Annotated in this window: 14 protein-coding genes and 1 other annotated feature; of the genes, 5 read left to right on the top strand and 9 right to left on the bottom strand. The window is 50.4% G+C overall.

Annotated elements, in window-relative coordinates; genetic code table 11:
• Positions 1-4: 4 nt before the first annotated feature.
• The 7 genes from pdeB to acrA form a co-directional block, all read right to left on the bottom strand.
• Positions 5-1,555, bottom strand: coding sequence for a cyclic-guanylate-specific phosphodiesterase PdeB (gene pdeB, locus HEN21_RS03255; RefSeq protein WP_176251656.1), 1,551 nt, complete (start codon positions 1,553-1,555; stop codon positions 5-7).
• 162 nt (positions 1,556-1,717) lie between these two features.
• Positions 1,718-2,188, bottom strand: a complete 471-nt coding sequence (locus HEN21_RS03250) for a YlaC family protein (protein WP_010351650.1) — start codon at positions 2,186-2,188, stop codon at positions 1,718-1,720.
• Positions 2,189-2,302: 114 nt separating this feature from the next.
• Positions 2,303-2,854 (bottom strand): maltose O-acetyltransferase, encoded by a 552-nt coding sequence (gene maa / locus HEN21_RS03245; RefSeq protein WP_000102548.1) that lies wholly within the window; start codon positions 2,852-2,854, stop codon positions 2,303-2,305.
• Positions 2,855-3,025: 171 nt separating this feature from the next.
• Positions 3,026-3,244, bottom strand: a complete 219-nt coding sequence (locus tag HEN21_RS03240; protein WP_001280991.1) for an HHA domain-containing protein — start codon at positions 3,242-3,244, stop codon at positions 3,026-3,028.
• 4 nt (positions 3,245-3,248) lie between these two features.
• On the bottom strand, positions 3,249-3,644 hold the full coding sequence (gene tomB, locus HEN21_RS03235; RefSeq protein WP_176251655.1) for an Hha toxicity modulator TomB: 396 nt from the start codon (positions 3,642-3,644) through the stop codon (positions 3,249-3,251).
• 555 nt (positions 3,645-4,199) lie between these two features.
• Positions 4,200-7,349 (bottom strand): efflux RND transporter permease AcrB, encoded by a 3,150-nt coding sequence (gene acrB / locus HEN21_RS03230; protein WP_001132458.1) that lies wholly within the window; start codon positions 7,347-7,349, stop codon positions 4,200-4,202.
• Positions 7,350-7,371: 22 nt separating this feature from the next.
• A complete protein-coding gene (acrA, locus tag HEN21_RS03225; RefSeq protein WP_010347661.1) occupies positions 7,372-8,565 on the bottom strand; it encodes a multidrug efflux RND transporter periplasmic adaptor subunit AcrA in 1,194 nt (397 codons plus the stop codon).
• A gap of 141 nt (positions 8,566-8,706) precedes the next feature.
• On the opposite strand from acrA, the gene acrR reads away from it, so the two are divergent.
• Both acrR and mscK read left to right on the top strand, forming a co-directional pair.
• Positions 8,707-9,360, top strand: coding sequence for a multidrug efflux transporter transcriptional repressor AcrR (gene acrR, locus HEN21_RS03220; RefSeq protein ID WP_000101733.1), 654 nt, complete (start codon positions 8,707-8,709; stop codon positions 9,358-9,360).
• Positions 9,361-9,481: 121 nt separating this feature from the next.
• Complete coding sequence (mscK, locus tag HEN21_RS03215) at positions 9,482-12,844, top strand: mechanosensitive channel MscK (protein WP_000177767.1); 3,363 nt, start codon at positions 9,482-9,484, stop codon at positions 12,842-12,844.
• Between the two features lie 31 nt (positions 12,845-12,875).
• Here mscK and rsmS read toward each other — a convergent pair whose 3' ends face one another.
• A complete protein-coding gene (gene rsmS, locus HEN21_RS03210; protein WP_000051150.1) occupies positions 12,876-13,043 on the bottom strand; it encodes a pleiotropic regulatory protein RsmS in 168 nt (55 codons plus the stop codon).
• A gap of 13 nt (positions 13,044-13,056) precedes the next feature.
• Entirely contained in the window at positions 13,057-13,584 is a 528-nt protein-coding gene (gene priC / locus HEN21_RS03205; RefSeq protein WP_000858964.1) for a primosomal replication protein N'', read from the bottom strand.
• 69 nt (positions 13,585-13,653) lie between these two features.
• On the opposite strand from priC, the gene HEN21_RS03200 reads away from it, so the two are divergent.
• The 3 genes from HEN21_RS03200 to dnaX all read left to right on the top strand — a co-directional run bounded on the left by HEN21_RS03200 (position 13,654) and on the right by dnaX (position 16,785).
• The gene (locus HEN21_RS03200) at positions 13,654-14,031 is read left to right on the top strand and encodes a DUF454 family protein (protein ID WP_001188909.1); all 378 of its coding nucleotides are present in this window, start codon (positions 13,654-13,656) and stop codon (positions 14,029-14,031) included.
• 152 nt (positions 14,032-14,183) lie between these two features.
• Positions 14,184-14,735 carry an adenine phosphoribosyltransferase gene (apt, locus tag HEN21_RS03195; protein ID WP_001515901.1) on the top strand — a complete coding sequence of 184 codons (552 nt, stop codon included), beginning with the start codon at positions 14,184-14,186 and terminating at the stop codon, positions 14,733-14,735.
• Positions 14,736-14,853: 118 nt separating this feature from the next.
• Positions 14,854-16,785: a DNA polymerase III subunit gamma/tau gene (dnaX, locus tag HEN21_RS03190; protein WP_176251654.1), complete on the top strand. Its 1,932-nt coding sequence runs from the start codon at positions 14,854-14,856 to the stop codon at positions 16,783-16,785.
• Positions 16,118-16,182: a sequence feature (DnaX frameshifting element), on the top strand. It overlaps the preceding gene by 65 nt.
• Positions 16,786-16,810: the final 25 nt, after the last annotated feature.

Genomic DNA, 16,810 nt, shown 5'->3' with positions numbered 1-16,810 from the left:
AAATTTACAGATGGTATTCTGCCCAGCGTATGAAATCTTCTTTTGGCAACGCTTTGCTGTACAGCCAACCCTGACCGTAATGCACGCCATGCTGACGTAGCCACTCTTCCTGTTTATCCGTTTCGATCCCTTCTGCCACCATTTTCAGTTTCAACGTTTTTGCCATTTCGATGATATGTGGTGTGACGTTTTTATATTCCAGCGCATCAACGAAAGATTTATCGATCTTCAGAATGTCGACATCCAGATCCTGTAAATAACTTAAACTTGAATACCCCGTACCAAAATCATCGAGATAAATTTCATGGCCCGCCTCCCGGTAGCGAGAAATTATCGGGGCGCTGGTTTTCGGATCGGCAAACTCACGTTCAGTGAGTTCAAGAGCGATCTGTTTGGGGTTAACCTGGTAGTGATTGATCATGTCTCGCAGCAGTTGTGGAATTTTTTCCGAGGCGAGCACGGTGGATTCAAGATTGATGGAAATATGTTGTTCCGGGTGCTGTCGCAGCCAGTCGCCCATATCTTCAAACACGTTTCTTATAATCAGCAGCGTCAGTGGCTCAGAAAGACCCGTTTGCTGTGCCAGCGGAATAAAACTATCTGGCGACAACCAACTACCGTCTGTCTGCGGCCAGCGCGCCAGTGCTTCAGCTCCGACAATTTTGCCATTGGCTAAGGAGACAATCGGCTGGTAGTGCACGCAAATATCACGATTTTCGATGGCATCCTGCAGGCGATGATGCGGAGACTGGATACGGCGCAAAATGCGCAACACAAACATTGCTGCCAGCAGGCCAATTAACAACCCTACAGGCAACCAGATAAAGACCTGCCGATGCCAGCCTTTTTGCAACATTTTCGTTGAAGCCCAGGTGATGATGGAAATATTCATCTCCGGGAAGGGCAGAATATCGTAAATGATCCCATTATTTTCGATATGCTCACCGGGGGTTTTTTGCAGTTGGGTAATAATACCCCGGGCAATTTCGTCGCTGCTGGTTATGACAATATTATGGGCATTGCCAATAATGGCGGCATCAATTTGCCATGAGCTATAAGGAATCACGTCGATAAAGGAAGCGGGGTCGATCATCACTACATAATGTGCGGTTCCCATAGCAACCATGTAACGGGTAATACCTAAGTCATTGTGTGAGGTTAACCAGACCCGATAACCATCTTTTGAAATCTTCCCCGGCTCCGGGAAGGTATCCGGTGGGCTTTCATGTTCCAGAGAAGAGCATTGGGGAACGTTGTTATCGATATAAACCACTTCCTGAATATAGCGATAGCTGTATGAAACCCGGCGCATTTCCATGAGATGCTCTTCACTACAGGCTCCGCCTTGCCATCTTTCCAGCTCTTGTAGTGCATCTTTTCCTTGCGTCGCCACTTTATTGGCCCGAATAGCGACGCGGGAGGAATAGGTATTCAGCTCTTCAACAAACGACGCTTCTACCTGCTGATGGGCCAGCCAGATGCTTAAGCCGACAGGCAGCAGTACTGAAAGAATCAGTACTCCCGAAATCAGGCCGACCAGATGTCGTGTTCTCACCAGCATGTCCTTATTAACACAGTGTAGGGAAAGTATATCTGATTGTGAAAAAAGGCTGGCAGGAGATAAGTGGGTAAGGTCAGTATTTCATGAAATGATGGGTGGCAACGATCATTGTCAATTGACCAGGCGCAGAGCTTACGCCTGGTGTGAAATCCTGACTTAAGATGTTGATTCGGCGCGAGCCAGGGTGAAAATATCGTAAAAAGACAGCTCACCTTTACGGGCGATCATTTTTTGCAACTGTTCTTTGTGGATATTCGCGACACGCGGCGAGTTCAGTATGGTTTCAACCAGCGCAGCAGGGACAAAGCGCGTGTTATACCATTCGCCGTTATAGCAAACGCGAAAATCCAGTACGTCGATATCTTCGTAGCGGTAGCGTGGGTAGACATCAAAAAAGAAGAAACCGTTGAGCAGGATGAATAACACTACCAGGAGCCAGACTGAACCTGACAGGGTTTCGGACTGCAACATCACTGCCAGCGTGGCAAAAAAGGCAACATACATGCCAATAAACAGCCCCGGATGTTTGCGGATAAAACTGATACTAAAGCGGGGCTTGTTGTCGCGTTTTTCGCGCGTATTCAGAGACTCTATCGTTTCGGTCAGCAGGCGTTGTATTTCGGTCATCTTTTGCCTTCGTGGTATCTGCAACTCTCCAGGGAACACCCTATTTTAACGTGGGAATGATATGAGAAAAGTAACAGATTAACTACAATTTTGCATAACAGTTGCAAATTGTAGTTACAGTTTTTTAATGATTCTGGCCGGGTTACCGCCTACGACAACATTATCAGGGACATCTTTGGTGACGACGGCTCCTGATGCCACTACGACGTTATCGCCAATAGTAACCCCCGGGTTAATGATGGCACGACCACCAATCCAGACGTTGTTACCGATAGTCACCGGTTTCCCTAGTTCAGCACCGCTATTACGTGCTACGGGATCGACAGGATGGGTCGCGGTATAAATATGGACGCCAGGCGCCAGCATACAATTATCGCCTATACGAATAGGGCAGACATCAAGCATCACGCAATCGAAGTTCGCGTAAAACCCTTTACCGAGAAAAATGTTATAGCCATAGTCGCAGCGAAAGGAGGGCTCAATATACGCATCCGCAACCTGACCGAGTAAATCGGTGAGGATTTGTTGGCGTAATGATTGATCTTCCGGCAAGGAATGATTGTATTGGTGAATAAGCTGACGAGCGCGCAGGCGATCGCGAGATAAAGTCTCATCTGCCGAGCGATACAACTCACCAGCAATCATCTTTTCTTTTTCTGTGCTCATTACTGACGACCCGGTTGCTGGAAATGGGGCAACACAGTAATACGAAATGTCAGTGATGAGAACGTTCCCGTTACCTCTGTGTGACGGAGGTCACACGCGGCATGTCGTCATAGTAAAAATAAAATATGTCTAATAAACAGATGGTTATAGTTCAGGGGTTATACTGTTTAATTATCGAATAAATTTCCACACCGAGGAAGGGATTTTGTCGTAAAGCTTATTCATGGTCAATTCTGCAAGACGGTGATCTGCGGCTGAGTAAAATACCGCCAGTTCATTATCTGATAATTCGTATTTATTTTTCTCGATAACACGTTCCAGCGTGTCAATTGTCTGACAACGACGCAAACGCATCAAATAATCGGTTTTCGTTAAAGGCTTATCGGACATACTTCTACCCATGGTTGTAATAATTAGAACAAGATAAACTCGCAGGATTCTCTTTAGTGGCGTTCACAAAACAACGGAACAGTCGGTTACCTGACTTCCGCCATTTCTGGAGATCCTGCATATTAATACCATAACTACTGAACAACATAAAGGTGTCGTCCAGATATTCATCTATCTGCTCAATGAGCTTATTGTCTTCATTATACTTAATTTTGTAATTAAGTGCGAAGGTCGCAATATGCTCAATGAGTTCATTAAGCTGCAGATTGATAGCCGAGGTAGGGTCGTTAACCCAACCATGATTGCTTTCTTCAAGGTTTGCAAGACAGTCATTATACAGGGTTTCGCAGAGAAATTTAAGCTGTGCAATATCATGTCTTTTTGGTGAGTATTCATCCATAACGCGTCCCCTTCTTAGTGGTTGAACTAACGGACACCTTTCGGGGTGGGAAAACCTACTGACCTGGACTTGCCCTCACAGTTGTTAGATTAACTATAATCCACTCTATGAAGGTTTTCATCGCATTATTACGAAAAATTACAATTAGTGGGAGGAGGAGGAAAAGGCTTACTTTTTCACCCTGCATCAACCACGTAAAGGCTAAAGCAGTTTGTTTGATGCTATTCATAACGTAATCAGGATCCTTGCATCGGGGGTGATAAAATGAGACGGGAGTTTGTCACACTAATACCCAGGATTACTCTGATTATGATGTAATTGATATGAATAAATAAAGGATTGCCGCAAATAATTAAGAATAGCCTCTAGATGTCTATGGGTTATTATACCTATTGCTACCACTTAATATAAATTAACTAACAATAAGCATTTTTTATGAATTTTATGTAGCGTTAAAACTAACTTCCGTTTGCGAGCTTAGCTGTAAACATTGTTATTTTAAGATTATACGTATTAAAAAGGCCGCTTGCGCGGCCTTAGTGATTACGAGATCTATCAATGATGATCGACAGTATGGTTATGTTCGATATCTTCATTCTTGCGACTAAAGCGGCGGCGAACCACCACAAAGAACACCGGAACGAAGAAGATTGCCAGTACCGTTGCCGTCACCATCCCGCCCATTACGCCGGTCCCTACTGCGTTTTGTGCGCCGGAACCAGCACCAGTGCTGATAACCAGCGGCATAACGCCGAGGATAAATGCCAGTGAGGTCATCAGGATTGGGCGTAAACGCATACGCACCGCGTCCAGAGTTGCTTCAATCAGACCTTTACCTTCTTTATCCATCAAGTCTTTGGCGAATTCGACGATAAGTATCGCGTTCTTCGCCGACAACCCAATGGTGGTAAGCAGGCCCACCTGGAAGTATACGTCATTGGTTAAGCCACGGAAGGTGGCTGCCAGCAACGCACCGATAACCCCCAGCGGAACAACCAGCATAACGGAGAACGGAATCGACCAGCTCTCATACAGCGCCGCCAGACACAGGAACACCACAATCAACGAAATTGCGTACAGCGAAGGCGCCTGGTTGCCAGAGAGACGTTCCTGATAGGACATCCCCGTCCAGTCGTAGCCAACCCCCGTAGGCAGTTTGCTCGCCAGTTGTTCCATCAACGCCATCGCTTCACCGGTACTCTTACCTGGTGCCGCCTGACCTAAGATCTCCATGGATGGCAGACCGTTGTAACGTTCCAGACGTGGCGAACCGTATTCCCAACGGGAAGAGGAGAACGCCGAGAATGGCACCATCTGACCATTAGCAGCACGGACATACCAGTTACCGATATCTTCCGGCAACATGCGGTATTTCGCTTCTGACATCACGTAAACTTTCTTCACACGACCACGGTCGATAAAGTCGTTCACGTAGCTGCCACCCCATGCCGCACCCAGAGTGGTGTTAATGTCGTTGATAGAAACACCCAGCGCCTGAGCTTTTTCCTGGTCGATATCAATCTTAAACTGAGGCGTGTCTTCCAGACCGTTTGGACGCACGCTGGTCAGCAGATCAGGATGTTTCGCTGCTTCGCCCAGCAACTGGTTACGTGCCTGGGTCAGTTTTTCGTGACCGAGGCCGGCCTGGTCAATCAACTCAAAGTCAAAACCGGTTGCCGTACCCAGTTCCACAATCGCAGGCAGGTTAAAGGCGAACACCATCGCATCTTTAATCTGCGAGAAGGCGCGCGTTGCACGCGTGGTAATTGCTTCAACTTTGTTCTCATCACCCGGACGGTCAGCCCAGTCCTTCAACGAAACGAACGCAATACCCGTGTTCTGACCACGTCCCGCAAAGCCGAAGCCGTTAACGGCGAACACCGACTCAACGTTGTTCTTTTCTTTGGTCAGATAGTAATTCGTCACTTCGTTGAGCACTTTCTGCGTGCGTTCCTGCGTTGCGCCTGCAGGCAGCTGAACCATGGTCATAAATACGCCCTGGTCTTCATCCGGCAAGAAGGAGCTTGGCAGACGCACAAACAGATAGGCCATGCCGACCACGATGATCAGATACAGCACCAGATAACGCCCCGTACTGCGCAGAATACCGCCTACGCTGTCGGTGTAGTGGTGCGTGCTCTTCTCGAACATGCGGTTAAACCAGCCAAAGAAGCCTTTTTTGCCTTCACCGTGATCGCCTTTAGCGATAGGTTTTAGCATGGTCGCACAAAGCGCCGGAGTCAGGATCAACGCCACCAGTACTGACAGTGCCATTGCCGAAACAATGGTAATGGAGAACTGACGATAGATTGCACCAGTCGAACCGCCGAAGAAGGCCATCGGTACGAATACCGCAGAGAGCACCATCGCGATACCAACCAGCGCGCCCTGAATCTGCCCCATCGATTTACGAGTGGCTTCTTTCGGCGGCAAACCTTCTTCCGCCATCACACGTTCCACGTTTTCTACGACAACGATGGCGTCATCCACCAACAGGCCGATAGCGAGCACCATCCCGAACATCGTTAGCGTGTTTATCGAGAAGCCAAAGGCTGCAAGGACCGCAAAGGTTCCCAGCAATACCACCGGAACGGCAATGGTTGGAATCAACGTCGCGCGGAAGTTCTGCAAGAACAGATACATTACCAGGAACACGAGGATGATCGCTTCAACCAGCGTTTTAACCACTTCGTGAATGGAGATTTTCACGAACGGCGTAGTGTCGTACGGGTAAACGATTTTCAGACCCGACGGGAAGAACGGCTCCATCTTCGCCAGTTCAGCACGGATAGCCGCAGCCGTATCCAGCGCGTTCGCACCGGTCGCCAGTTTGATACCCAGACCAGAAGCGGGTTGTCCGTTAAACTCCGCGATGATGTCGTAGTTCTCACCACCCAGCTCAATTTTCGCCACATCACGCAGCAGTACGCGGGAACCGTCCTGATTCACTTTCAGCAGAATTTTGCCGAACTCTTCAGTGGAGGTCAGACGCGTCTGAGCAATAATAGAGGCATTAAGCTGCTGGCCTTTCACCGGCGGCGTACCACCGAGCTGACCGGCTGCGACCTGGGCGTTCTGTGCTTTGATAGCAGTAATGACATCAACCGGCGTTAACTGGTATTTGTTCAGCTCATTCGGGTTCATCCAGATACGCATTGCATACTGTGAACCGAACAGCTGAACGTCACCGACGCCTGATGTACGGCTGATGGCATCTTTCATATTCGCCGCTACATAGTCAGAGATATCCTCCTGCGTCATGGAGCCATCGGTGTTGATAACGCCGACAACCATCAGGAAGCTACTGGAAGATTTCTCAACGCTCACCCCTTGCTGCTGTACTTCCTGCGGCAGTAATGGCATCGCCAGTTGCAGTTTGTTCTGCACCTGAACCTGAGCAATATCCGCATCAGTACCAGACTCAAAGGTCAGGGTGATCTGCACAGTACCCGTGGAGTCACTGTTGGAGGACATGTACATCAGGTTATCGATACCGTTCATATTCTGTTCGATAACCTGTGTAACAGTATCCTGCACTGTTTTTGCATCAGCGCCAGGATAGGAAGCGGAGATCGTTACTGCCGGCGGTGCAATCGTAGGATATTGCGCCACCGGCAGTTTGAGGATCGCCAGCCCCCCTGCCAACATGATGATGATGGCGATCACCCACGCAAAAATCGGGCGATCAATAAAGAAATTAGGCATGTCTTAACGGCTCCTGTTTAAGTTAAGACTTGGACTGTTCAGGCTGAGCACCGCTTGCGTCTTGCTGGTTGTTATCAGCGGTTATCTCTTGTGCTTTCACCTGGACACCAGGACGCACTTTCTGCAGCCCACTTACTACTACTCGTTCGCCTGCTTTCAGCCCCTCAGTCACCAGCCACTTATCGCCAATGGCCTGGCTTGCGACGATCGGACGAGTTTCCACTTTGTCATCCGCGCCAACGACCAGTACGGTAGCTTCGCCGCGTGGTGTACGAGTTACACCTTGTTGCGGAACTAAAATGGCGGTTGGATTAAGCCCTTCTTCCAGACGTGCGCGCACGAACATACCCGGCAGCAGGGTGTGATCCGGGTTCGGGAAGATAGCGCGTAAAGTGATAGAACCGGTGGTCTGATCAACGGTAACGTCAGAGAACTCCAGCGTACCGTCCTGCGGGAACTTAATGCCGTCACTGGTGATCAGCGACACTTTGGCTTTACCGTTCTCTTGCTTCAGTGTGCCGTTGGCGAGTTCTTGTTTCAGACGCAGGAAATCGTTACTGGACTGAGTAACATCAACGTAGATCGGATCCAGTTGCTGCACGGTCGCCAGCGCAGTTGCCTGACCGTTTTGCACCAATGCGCCTTCCGTCACGTTCGATTTACCAATACGACCGGTAATCGGAGAGGTGACTTTGGTGTAAGCCAGATTGATGCGCGCGGTTTCAACAGCCGCTTTCGCCGCAGTGACAGCCGCATTTGCCTGTTGCGCATCAGCCAGCGCCTGATCGTACTCTTGCTTACTGATGTACTGAGTACCCAGCAGCTTCTGGTAACGATTAACAGTCAATTGCGCGATATTGGCTGCTGCCTGCGCTTTAGCCAGATCGCCCTTTGCACTGTCGTACGCCGCCTGATAGGTCGCAGGATCAATCTGATAGAGAGAGACACCTGCTTCGATGTCGCTACCTTCTTTGAAATTACGCTTCAGGATAATCCCGCTAACTTGAGGACGAACTTCTGCGATCCGGTAGGCACTGGTGCGACCCGGAAGCTCGGTTGTGATCTGCAGAGGTTCAGTTTTGACTGTTACTACCCCAACAGCGGGCATCTGCTGGCCACCTTGTTGGGCCTGTTTGTCGTCACATCCTGTAAGCGCTAAGCTGCCTGAGAGCATCAGAACGATCGCCAGAGGCGTAAACCCTCTGTTTTTGTTCATATGTAAACCTCGAGTGTCCGATTTCAAATTGGTCAATGGTCAAAAGTCGATAAACCCATTGCTGCGTTTATATTATCGTCGTGCTATGGTACATACATTCATAAATGTATGTAAATCTAACGCCTGTAAATTCACGAACATATGGCACGAAAAACCAAACAAGAAGCGCAAGAAACGCGCCAACACATCCTCGATGTGGCTTTACGTCTTTTCTCACAGCAGGGGGTATCATCCACCTCACTGGGAGAGATTGCAAAAGCAGCAGGCGTTACGCGTGGTGCAATCTACTGGCATTTTAAAGATAAGTCGGATTTGTTCAGTGAGATCTGGGAGCTGTCAGAATCCAATATTGGTGAACTAGAGCTTGAGTATCAGGCAAAATTCCCTGACGATCCACTCTCAGTATTAAGAGAAATACTAATTCATGTTCTTGAATCGACGGTGACAGAAGAACGCCGTCGATTATTGATGGAGATTATTTTCCACAAATGTGAATTTGTCGGGGAAATGGCTGTTGTTCAACAGGCACAACGTAATCTCTGTCTGGAAAGTTATGACCGTATAGAACAAACGTTAAGACATTGTATTGAAGCGAAAATGTTGCCGGCAGATTTAATGACGCGTCGCGCAGCAATTATTATGCGCGGCTATATTTCCGGCTTAATGGAAAATTGGCTCTTTGCCCCGCAATCTTTTGACCTCAAAAAAGAAGCCCGCGATTACGTTGCCATATTGCTGGAAATGTATCTTCTTTGCCCTACGCTTCGTACACCGGCCAGCAACGAAAAATCCTGAATCAGACTCCAGGATTTTTCCTGGACATTTTCGCTGTTGCTATTCTGGCTCTCTACGCCGTGCTATTCTAGCCGCTTGACTATTTCAGGTCGTTCTTCAGGTTCAGAAACCTTCATTCATCATGACTATGTTCCAGTATTACAAACGATCACGGCATTTTGTTTTTTCAGCATTTATTGCTTTTGTTTTGGTCTTGTTATGCCAGAACACGGCCTTTGCGCGGGCGTCATCGAATGGTGATCTACCGACGAAAGCGGATCTACAGGCACAACTTGACTCGCTTAATAAACAAAAAGATCTTTCTGCTCAGGACAAACTGATTCAGCAGGATCTGACAGACACATTAGCCACTCTCGATAAAATCGACCGAGTAAAAGAAGAGACGGTTCAGCTACGACAAAAAGTGGCTGAAGCGCCAGAAAAAATGCGCCAGGCGACCGCAGCGTTAACCGCACTTAGCGATGTGGACAACGACGACGAAACGCGCAAAATTCTGAGCACGCTTTCGTTGCGCCAACTGGAAACTCGCGTTGCTCAGGCGCTGGACGATTTGCAAAACGCACAAAACGATCTGGCGTCTTATAACAGCCAGTTAGTTTCTTTACAGACGCAGCCTGAACGCGTGCAAAATGCGATGTATACCGCCTCACAGCAGCTGCAACAAATTCGCAGCCGCCTGGATGGCACGGAAGTCGGTGAGACAGCCTTACGTCCCAGCCAGAAAGTGCTGATGCAGGCGCAGCAGGCTTTGTTGAATGCCGAGATTGACCAGCAACGTAAAAGCCTTGAAGGGAACACAGTCTTACAGGATACCCTGCAAAAGCAACGCGATTACGTGACGGCGAACAGCACTCGTCTGGAACATGAACTGCAACTATTGCAGGAGGCGGTGAACAGCAAGCGTCTGACATTAACTGAAAAAACGGCGCAGGAAGCGGTAACGCCGGACGAAGCTGCGCGTATTCAGGCTAATCCGCTGGTGAAACAAGAGCTGGAAATTAACCAGCAGTTAAGTCAGCGTCTGATTAGCGCCACTGAAAACGGCAATTTGTTGATGCAGCAAAACATCAAAGTCAAAAACTGGCTGGAGCGGGCGCTGCAATCGGAACGCAATATCAAAGAGCAGATTTCTGTCCTGAAGGGCAGCCTGCTGCTGTCACGTATTCTTTATCAGCAACAACAAACGCTGCCCTCGGCGGACGAACTGGAAAATATGACCAACCGCATTGCGGATTTGCGTCTCGAACAGTTCGAAGTGAACCAGCAGCGTGACGCACTCTTCCAGAGCGATGCTTATGTCGCCAAACTGGAAGAGGGTCATGCGAATGAAGTCAACGATGAAGTTCGTGACGCATTGTTGCAAGTAGTTGATATGCGTCGCGAATTGCTGGATCAGCTTAACAAACAGTTGGGCAACCAACTCATGATGGCCATTAACCTGCAAATCAACCAGCAACAGTTAATGAGCGTATCGAAAAACCTGAAATCCATCCTGACCCAGCAGATTTTCTGGGTGAACAGTAACCGCCCGATGGACTGGGACTGGATTAAAGCGTTCCCACAAACGCTGCAGGATGAATTCAAGTCAATGAAAATTACGGTGAACTGGGAAAAAGCCTGGCCTGCCGTCTTTATCGCTTTCCTCGCAGGTTTACCGCTGCTGCTGATTGCCGGGTTAATTCACTGGCGTCTGGGATGGCTGAAAGCGTATCAACAAAAGCTGGCTTCCGCCGTAGGTTCCCTGCGTAACGACAGCCAGCTCAACACACCAAAAGCGATCCTTATCGATCTGATCCGCGCGCTGCCGGTGTGTCTGATTATTCTCGCCGTCGGTTTAATTCTGCTCACCATGCAGCTCAACATCAGTGAACTACTGTGGTCGTTCAGCAAAAAACTGGCGATTTTTTGGCTGGTATTTGGTCTGTGCTGGAAGGTGCTGGAGAAAAATGGCGTTGCTGTTCGTCACTTTGGTATGCCGGAACAGCAGACCAGCCACTGGCGTCGGCAAATTGTCCGCATCAGCCTCGCGTTGCTGCCGATCCATTTCTGGTCTGTGGTGGCAGAACTCTCCCCACTGCATCTGATGGATGATGTACTGGGACAGGCGATGATTTTCTTCAACCTGCTGCTGATTGCCTTTCTGGTGTGGCCGATGTGCCGCGAAAGCTGGCGTGATAAAGAGTCGCACACCATGCGTCTGGTCACCATTACCGTGTTGTCGATTATCCCGATTGCGCTGATGGTGCTGACCGCCACGGGTTATTTCTACACCACGCTGCGCCTCTCCGGGCGTTGGATTGAAACCGTTTATCTGGTGATCATCTGGAACCTGCTGTACCAGACCGTACTGCGCGGATTAAGCGTGGCGGCACGGCGTATCGCCTGGCGCCGTGCGCTGGCGCGTCGGCAGAATCTGGTGAAAGAGGGGGCTGAAGGCGCCGAACCGCCGGAAGAACCCACCATTGCACTGGAGCAGGTTAACCAGCAGACGCTGCGTATTACCATGCTGCTGATGTTTGCACTGTTTGGTTTGATGTTCTGGGCGATTTGGTCCGATTTGATCACCGTGTTCAGCTATCTCGACAGCATCACACTGTGGCATTACAACGGCACTGAAGCCGGGGCTGCGGTGGTGAAAAGCGTCACTATGGGCAGTCTGTTGTTTGCGATTATCGCATCGATGGTTGCCTGGGCGCTGATCCGCAACCTGCCTGGTTTGCTGGAAGTGCTGGTGCTCTCGCGGTTGAACATGCGCCAGGGCGCGTCGTACGCCATTACCACCATCCTTAACTACATCATCATTGCCGTTGGTGCGATGACAGTGTTTGGGTCGCTTGGTGTGTCATGGGATAAACTCCAGTGGCTGGCTGCGGCATTATCTGTAGGTCTGGGTTTTGGTTTACAAGAGATCTTCGGTAACTTCGTTTCTGGTTTGATCATCCTGTTCGAACGTCCGGTGCGCATTGGCGATACGGTAACTATCGGTACTTTCTCCGGAACGGTCAGTAAGATCCGTATTCGTGCAACGACTATTACGGACTTCGATCGCAAAGAAGTGATCATCCCGAACAAAGCGTTCGTAACCGAGCGTCTGATCAACTGGTCGTTAACCGACACCACCACTCGTCTGGTGATCCGTCTGGGTGTGGCTTACGGTTCTGATCTGGAAAAAGTACGCAGAGTCCTGCTTCAGGCAGCGACTGAGCATCCAAGGGTGATGCACGAACCGATGCCGGAAGTCTTCTTTACTGCGTTTGGCGCCAGCACGCTGGATCACGAGCTGCGCCTGTACGTTCGTGAACTGCGCGACCGTAGCCGTACTGTCGATGAACTGAACCGTACTATCGATCAGTTGTGCCGTGAAAACGACATCAACATTGCCTTTAACCAACTTGAAGTGCATCTGCATAACGAGAAGGGCGATGAAGTGACGGAAGTGAAACGAGACTACAAAGGCGACGATCCGACGCCTGCGGTAGGGTAATAACGAAAGGGGCGGCATTTAGCCGCCCCATTTATTTTTCGCTTTGAGCCTCATCATCGTTCTGTAATTTCTTTTCATAATCACGTTTTACAATATCCAGCGCGCGCAGCACGGTACTGGCTGGGATCTGATTTTCTTCCAGCAGCACAATTAAATCGACGGCCAGTTTGACATCGTCAGGGGCATTTTCCAGTGACATACTTTCTCCATTGCTAGCGAGTTAAACGCGCTAACCTGTTTTCGATTTTTTCCAGCGCATGGCGACACCGCGCCAGACGCGCTTCGTAGGCTTCTACTTCACGATGCAGCGTTTGCTGCTCTACTAAATCGGTTGCCTGTGCCAGACGGGCTTTACGTTCCGCTACCATCTCACGTAATCGCCGTTCAAAATCCTGATGTTGAATCCTTTTTCGTTGCCAGCGGGCAATTTTTGGCGGCGCGCTGTCCCACTCGCGCAGTGACCAGGATGCCGCTTCACGGGCAATCGCTTCCAGTTGGGCGACCAGGTGTTCTGCCAGCCAGGCTACTTGCGGCAGCTGCTGCTGTTCGACTGCGTGACGAAGCGCAGCCATGTTATCGCCCGCCTCATCGAGACAAGCCTGTAACGTTGTCGCGCGAGTCTGAAAAAGATGCCTGTCGAAACGGGCGCTTAACGTGCTGAACTGCGCCACCGGGACACAACGCTGGCGCAGCGTGGCGAGCTGACCTTCCAGTTTTTCCAGCAGCAGGGTCGTTTTCACGATAAGACCTCAATGAAAATGATAATTGTTATGCTAAAGTAGCCACTCTGTAAGCTGACAACACTCAATATGCAACGAATCATTTTAATCATCATTGGCTGGCTGGCGGTAGTGTTGGGTACGCTGGGGGTGGTATTACCGGTATTACCGACTACGCCGTTTATCCTGTTGGCTGCCTGGTGTTTTGCCCGCTCTTCCCCGCGTTTTCACGCCTGGCTGCTGTATCGCTCATGGTTTGGTAGCTATTTACGCTTCTGGCAGAAATACCATGCAATGCCGCGTGGCGCAAAACCACGGGCGATTTTATTGATACTCGTGACTTTTGCTATTTCACTGTGGTTTGTGCATATGACGTGGGTACGCATTTTGTTGCTGGTGATCCTCACTTGTTTGCTGATTTTTATGTGGCGAATCCCAGTGATTGATGAAAAGCAAGAAAAGCACTGAAGCACAACAATCGCTGTTGCAATTATCGCCCACAGCCAGTACATTCTGGCGTTTTCGAGCACAGGCGCAGGCGGTCAAAGGTTAAACAAAAGTTACTTTTGATACGTTTAAAACGCGCCGTGAGTACCACCGTAACAAGCAGGCATACACTTATGACCGCGACTGCACAGCAGCTTGAGTATCTCAAAAATAGCATCAAAAGCATTCAGGACTACCCAAAACCCGGCATTCTGTTCCGTGATGTCACCAGCTTACTGGAAGACCCGAAAGCTTACGCTCTCAGCATCGACCTGCTGGTTGAGCGTTACAAAAATGCGGGTATTACCAAAGTTGTCGGCACCGAAGCACGTGGCTTCTTGTTTGGTGCTCCGGTAGCATTGGGTCTGGGCGTAGGTTTTGTACCGGTACGTAAACCGGGCAAACTGCCGCGCGAAACCATCAGCGAAACTTACGAACTGGAATACGGCACCGATAAGCTGGAAATCCACGTTGATGCCATTAAACCTGGTGACAAAGTATTGGTAGTCGACGATTTGCTGGCAACTGGGGGCACCATTGAGGCAACAGTGAAATTGATCCGTCGTCTGGGCGGTGAAGTCACTGACGCTGCATTCATCATTAATCTGTTCGACCTCGGCGGTGAACAGCGTCTCGAAAATCAAGGCATTACCTGTTATAGCCTTGTCCCGTTCCCGGGCCACTAATTTTCGACAGCCCGCGCCATGGGCAGCACAAGATGTACATTCAGCCTCGCCGTTCTGACGGGGCTGTGTTAGCATTACCCCTTCGTGAATCCACCTTCCAGCGTTTCAGAGCCTGCCAATGAGTTATCAGGTCTTAGCCCGAAAATGGCGCCCACAAACCTTTGCTGACGTCGTCGGCCAGGAACATGTGCTGACCGCACTGGCGAACGGCTTGTCGTTAGGGCGTATTCATCATGCTTATCTTTTTTCCGGCACTCGTGGCGTCGGAAAAACCTCTATCGCCCGACTGCTGGCGAAGGGGCTAAACTGCGAAACAGGTATTACCGCGACACCGTGCGGCGTATGCGATAACTGCCGCGAAATCGAACAGGGGCGCTTTGTTGATCTGATTGAGATCGATGCCGCCTCGCGCACCAAAGTCGAAGATACCCGCGACCTGCTGGATAACGTTCAGTACGCGCCAGCGCGCGGTCGCTTTAAAGTCTATCTGATCGACGAAGTGCATATGCTGTCGCGCCACAGCTTCAACGCACTGTTAAAAACCCTTGAAGAGCCACCAGAGCATGTGAAGTTTCTGCTGGCAACCACCGATCCGCAGAAACTGCCGGTGACGATTTTGTCGCGCTGCCTGCAATTTCATCTCAAGGCGCTGGATGTCGAGCAAATTCGTCATCAGCTTGAGCACATTCTCAACGAAGAACATATCGCCCACGAGCCTCGGGCGCTGCAACTGCTGGCGCGCGCCGCTGAAGGCAGCCTGCGAGACGCGTTAAGTCTGACTGACCAGGCGATTGCCAGCGGTGATGGTCAGGTTTCTACCCAGGCGGTCAGTTCGATGCTCGGTACGCTCGACGACGATCAGGCGCTGTCGCTGGTAGAAGCGATGGTGGAAGCCGACGGCGAGCGCGTAATGGCGCTGATTAACGAAGCCGCTGCCCGTGGTATCGAGTGGGAAGCGTTGCTGGTGGAAATGCTCGGCCTGCTGCACCGCATTGCTATGGTACAGCTTTCGCCTGCTGCGCTTGGCAATGATATGGCCGCCATTGAGCTGCGGATGCGTGAACTGGCACGCACCATACCGCCAACAGATATTCAGCTTTACTACCAGACGCTATTGATTGGTCGCAAAGAATTACCGTATGCGCCAGACAGACGCATGGGCGTTGAAATGACGCTATTGCGCGCGCTGGCGTTCCATCCGCGTATGCCGCTACCCGAACCGGAAGTGCCGCGCCAGTCCTTTGCGCCAGTCGCGCCGACGGCGGTAATGACACCAATGCAGGTGCCGCCACAGCCGCAATCAGCGCCGCAGCAGGCACCGACCGTTCCGCTCTCAGAAACCACCAGCCAGGTGCTGGCGGCGCGCCAGCAACTACAGCGCGCACAGGGAGCAACCAAAGCAAAAAAGAGTGAACCGGCAGCCGCTACCCGCGCGCGGCCGGTGAATAACGCTGCGCTGGAAAGACTGGCTTCGGTCACCGATCGCGTTCAGTCGCGTCCGGCACCATCGGCGCTGGAAAAAGCGCCAGCCAAAAAAGAAGCGTATCGCTGGAAGGCTACCACCCCAGTGATGCAACAAAAAGAAGTGGTCGCCACGCCAAAGGCGCTGAAAAAGGCGCTGGAACATGAAAAAACGCCAGAGCTGGCGGCGAAGCTGGCGGCAGAAGCCATTGAGCGCGATCCGTGGGCAGCACAGGTGAGCCAACTTTCGCTACCAAAACTGGTCGAACAGGTGGCGTTAAATGCCTGGAAAGAGGAGAACGGCAACACGGTGTGTCTGCATTTGCGCTCCTCTCAGCGTCATTTGAATAACAGCGGTGCACAACAAAAACTGGCTGAAGCGTTGAGTACGTTAAATGGCTCAACGGTTGAACTGACTATCGTTGAAGATGATAATCCAGCGGTGCGTACGCCGCTGGAGTGGCGTCAGGCGATATACGAAGAAAAACTTGCGCAGGCGCGCGAGTCCATTATTGCGGATAATAATATTCAGACCCTGCGTCGATTCTTCGATGCGGAGCTGGATGAAGAAAGTATCCGCCCCATTTGATCGTAAGCACAGCTTACGATCGTCA

The sequence above is a fragment of the Escherichia sp. 93.1518 genome, from assembly GCF_013368915.2.
GTDB lineage: Bacteria > Pseudomonadota > Gammaproteobacteria > Enterobacterales > Enterobacteriaceae > Escherichia > Escherichia ruysiae.
The sequence above is the reverse complement of the archived record's forward strand: the minus strand, read 5'-3'. Positions and strand labels throughout refer to the sequence as shown.

Bases quoted from the DNA above. Each gene is read 5' to 3' on its own strand.
- maa (WP_000102548.1), bottom strand. From the start codon at position 2,854: ATGAGCACAGAAAAAGAAAAGATGATTGCTGGTGAGTTGTATCGCTCG.
- HEN21_RS03200 (WP_001188909.1), top strand. From the start codon at position 13,654: ATGCAACGAATCATTTTAATCATCATTGGCTGGCTGGCGGTAGTGTTG.
- HEN21_RS03240 (WP_001280991.1), bottom strand. From the start codon at position 3,244: ATGTCCGATAAGCCTTTAACGAAAACCGATTATTTGATGCGTTTGCGT.
- mscK (WP_000177767.1), top strand. From the start codon at position 9,482: ATGACTATGTTCCAGTATTACAAACGATCACGGCATTTTGTTTTTTCA.
- acrR (WP_000101733.1), top strand. From the start codon at position 8,707: ATGGCACGAAAAACCAAACAAGAAGCGCAAGAAACGCGCCAACACATC.
- acrA (WP_010347661.1), bottom strand. From the start codon at position 8,565: ATGAACAAAAACAGAGGGTTTACGCCTCTGGCGATCGTTCTGATGCTC.
- HEN21_RS03250 (WP_010351650.1), bottom strand. From the start codon at position 2,188: ATGACCGAAATACAACGCCTGCTGACCGAAACGATAGAGTCTCTGAAT.
- apt (WP_001515901.1), top strand. From the start codon at position 14,184: ATGACCGCGACTGCACAGCAGCTTGAGTATCTCAAAAATAGCATCAAA.
- acrB (WP_001132458.1), bottom strand. From the start codon at position 7,349: ATGCCTAATTTCTTTATTGATCGCCCGATTTTTGCGTGGGTGATCGCC.
- dnaX (WP_176251654.1), top strand. From the start codon at position 14,854: ATGAGTTATCAGGTCTTAGCCCGAAAATGGCGCCCACAAACCTTTGCT.
- rsmS (WP_000051150.1), bottom strand. From the start codon at position 13,043: ATGTCACTGGAAAATGCCCCTGACGATGTCAAACTGGCCGTCGATTTA.
- tomB (WP_176251655.1), bottom strand. From the start codon at position 3,644: ATGGATGAATACTCACCAAAAAGACATGATATTGCACAGCTTAAATTT.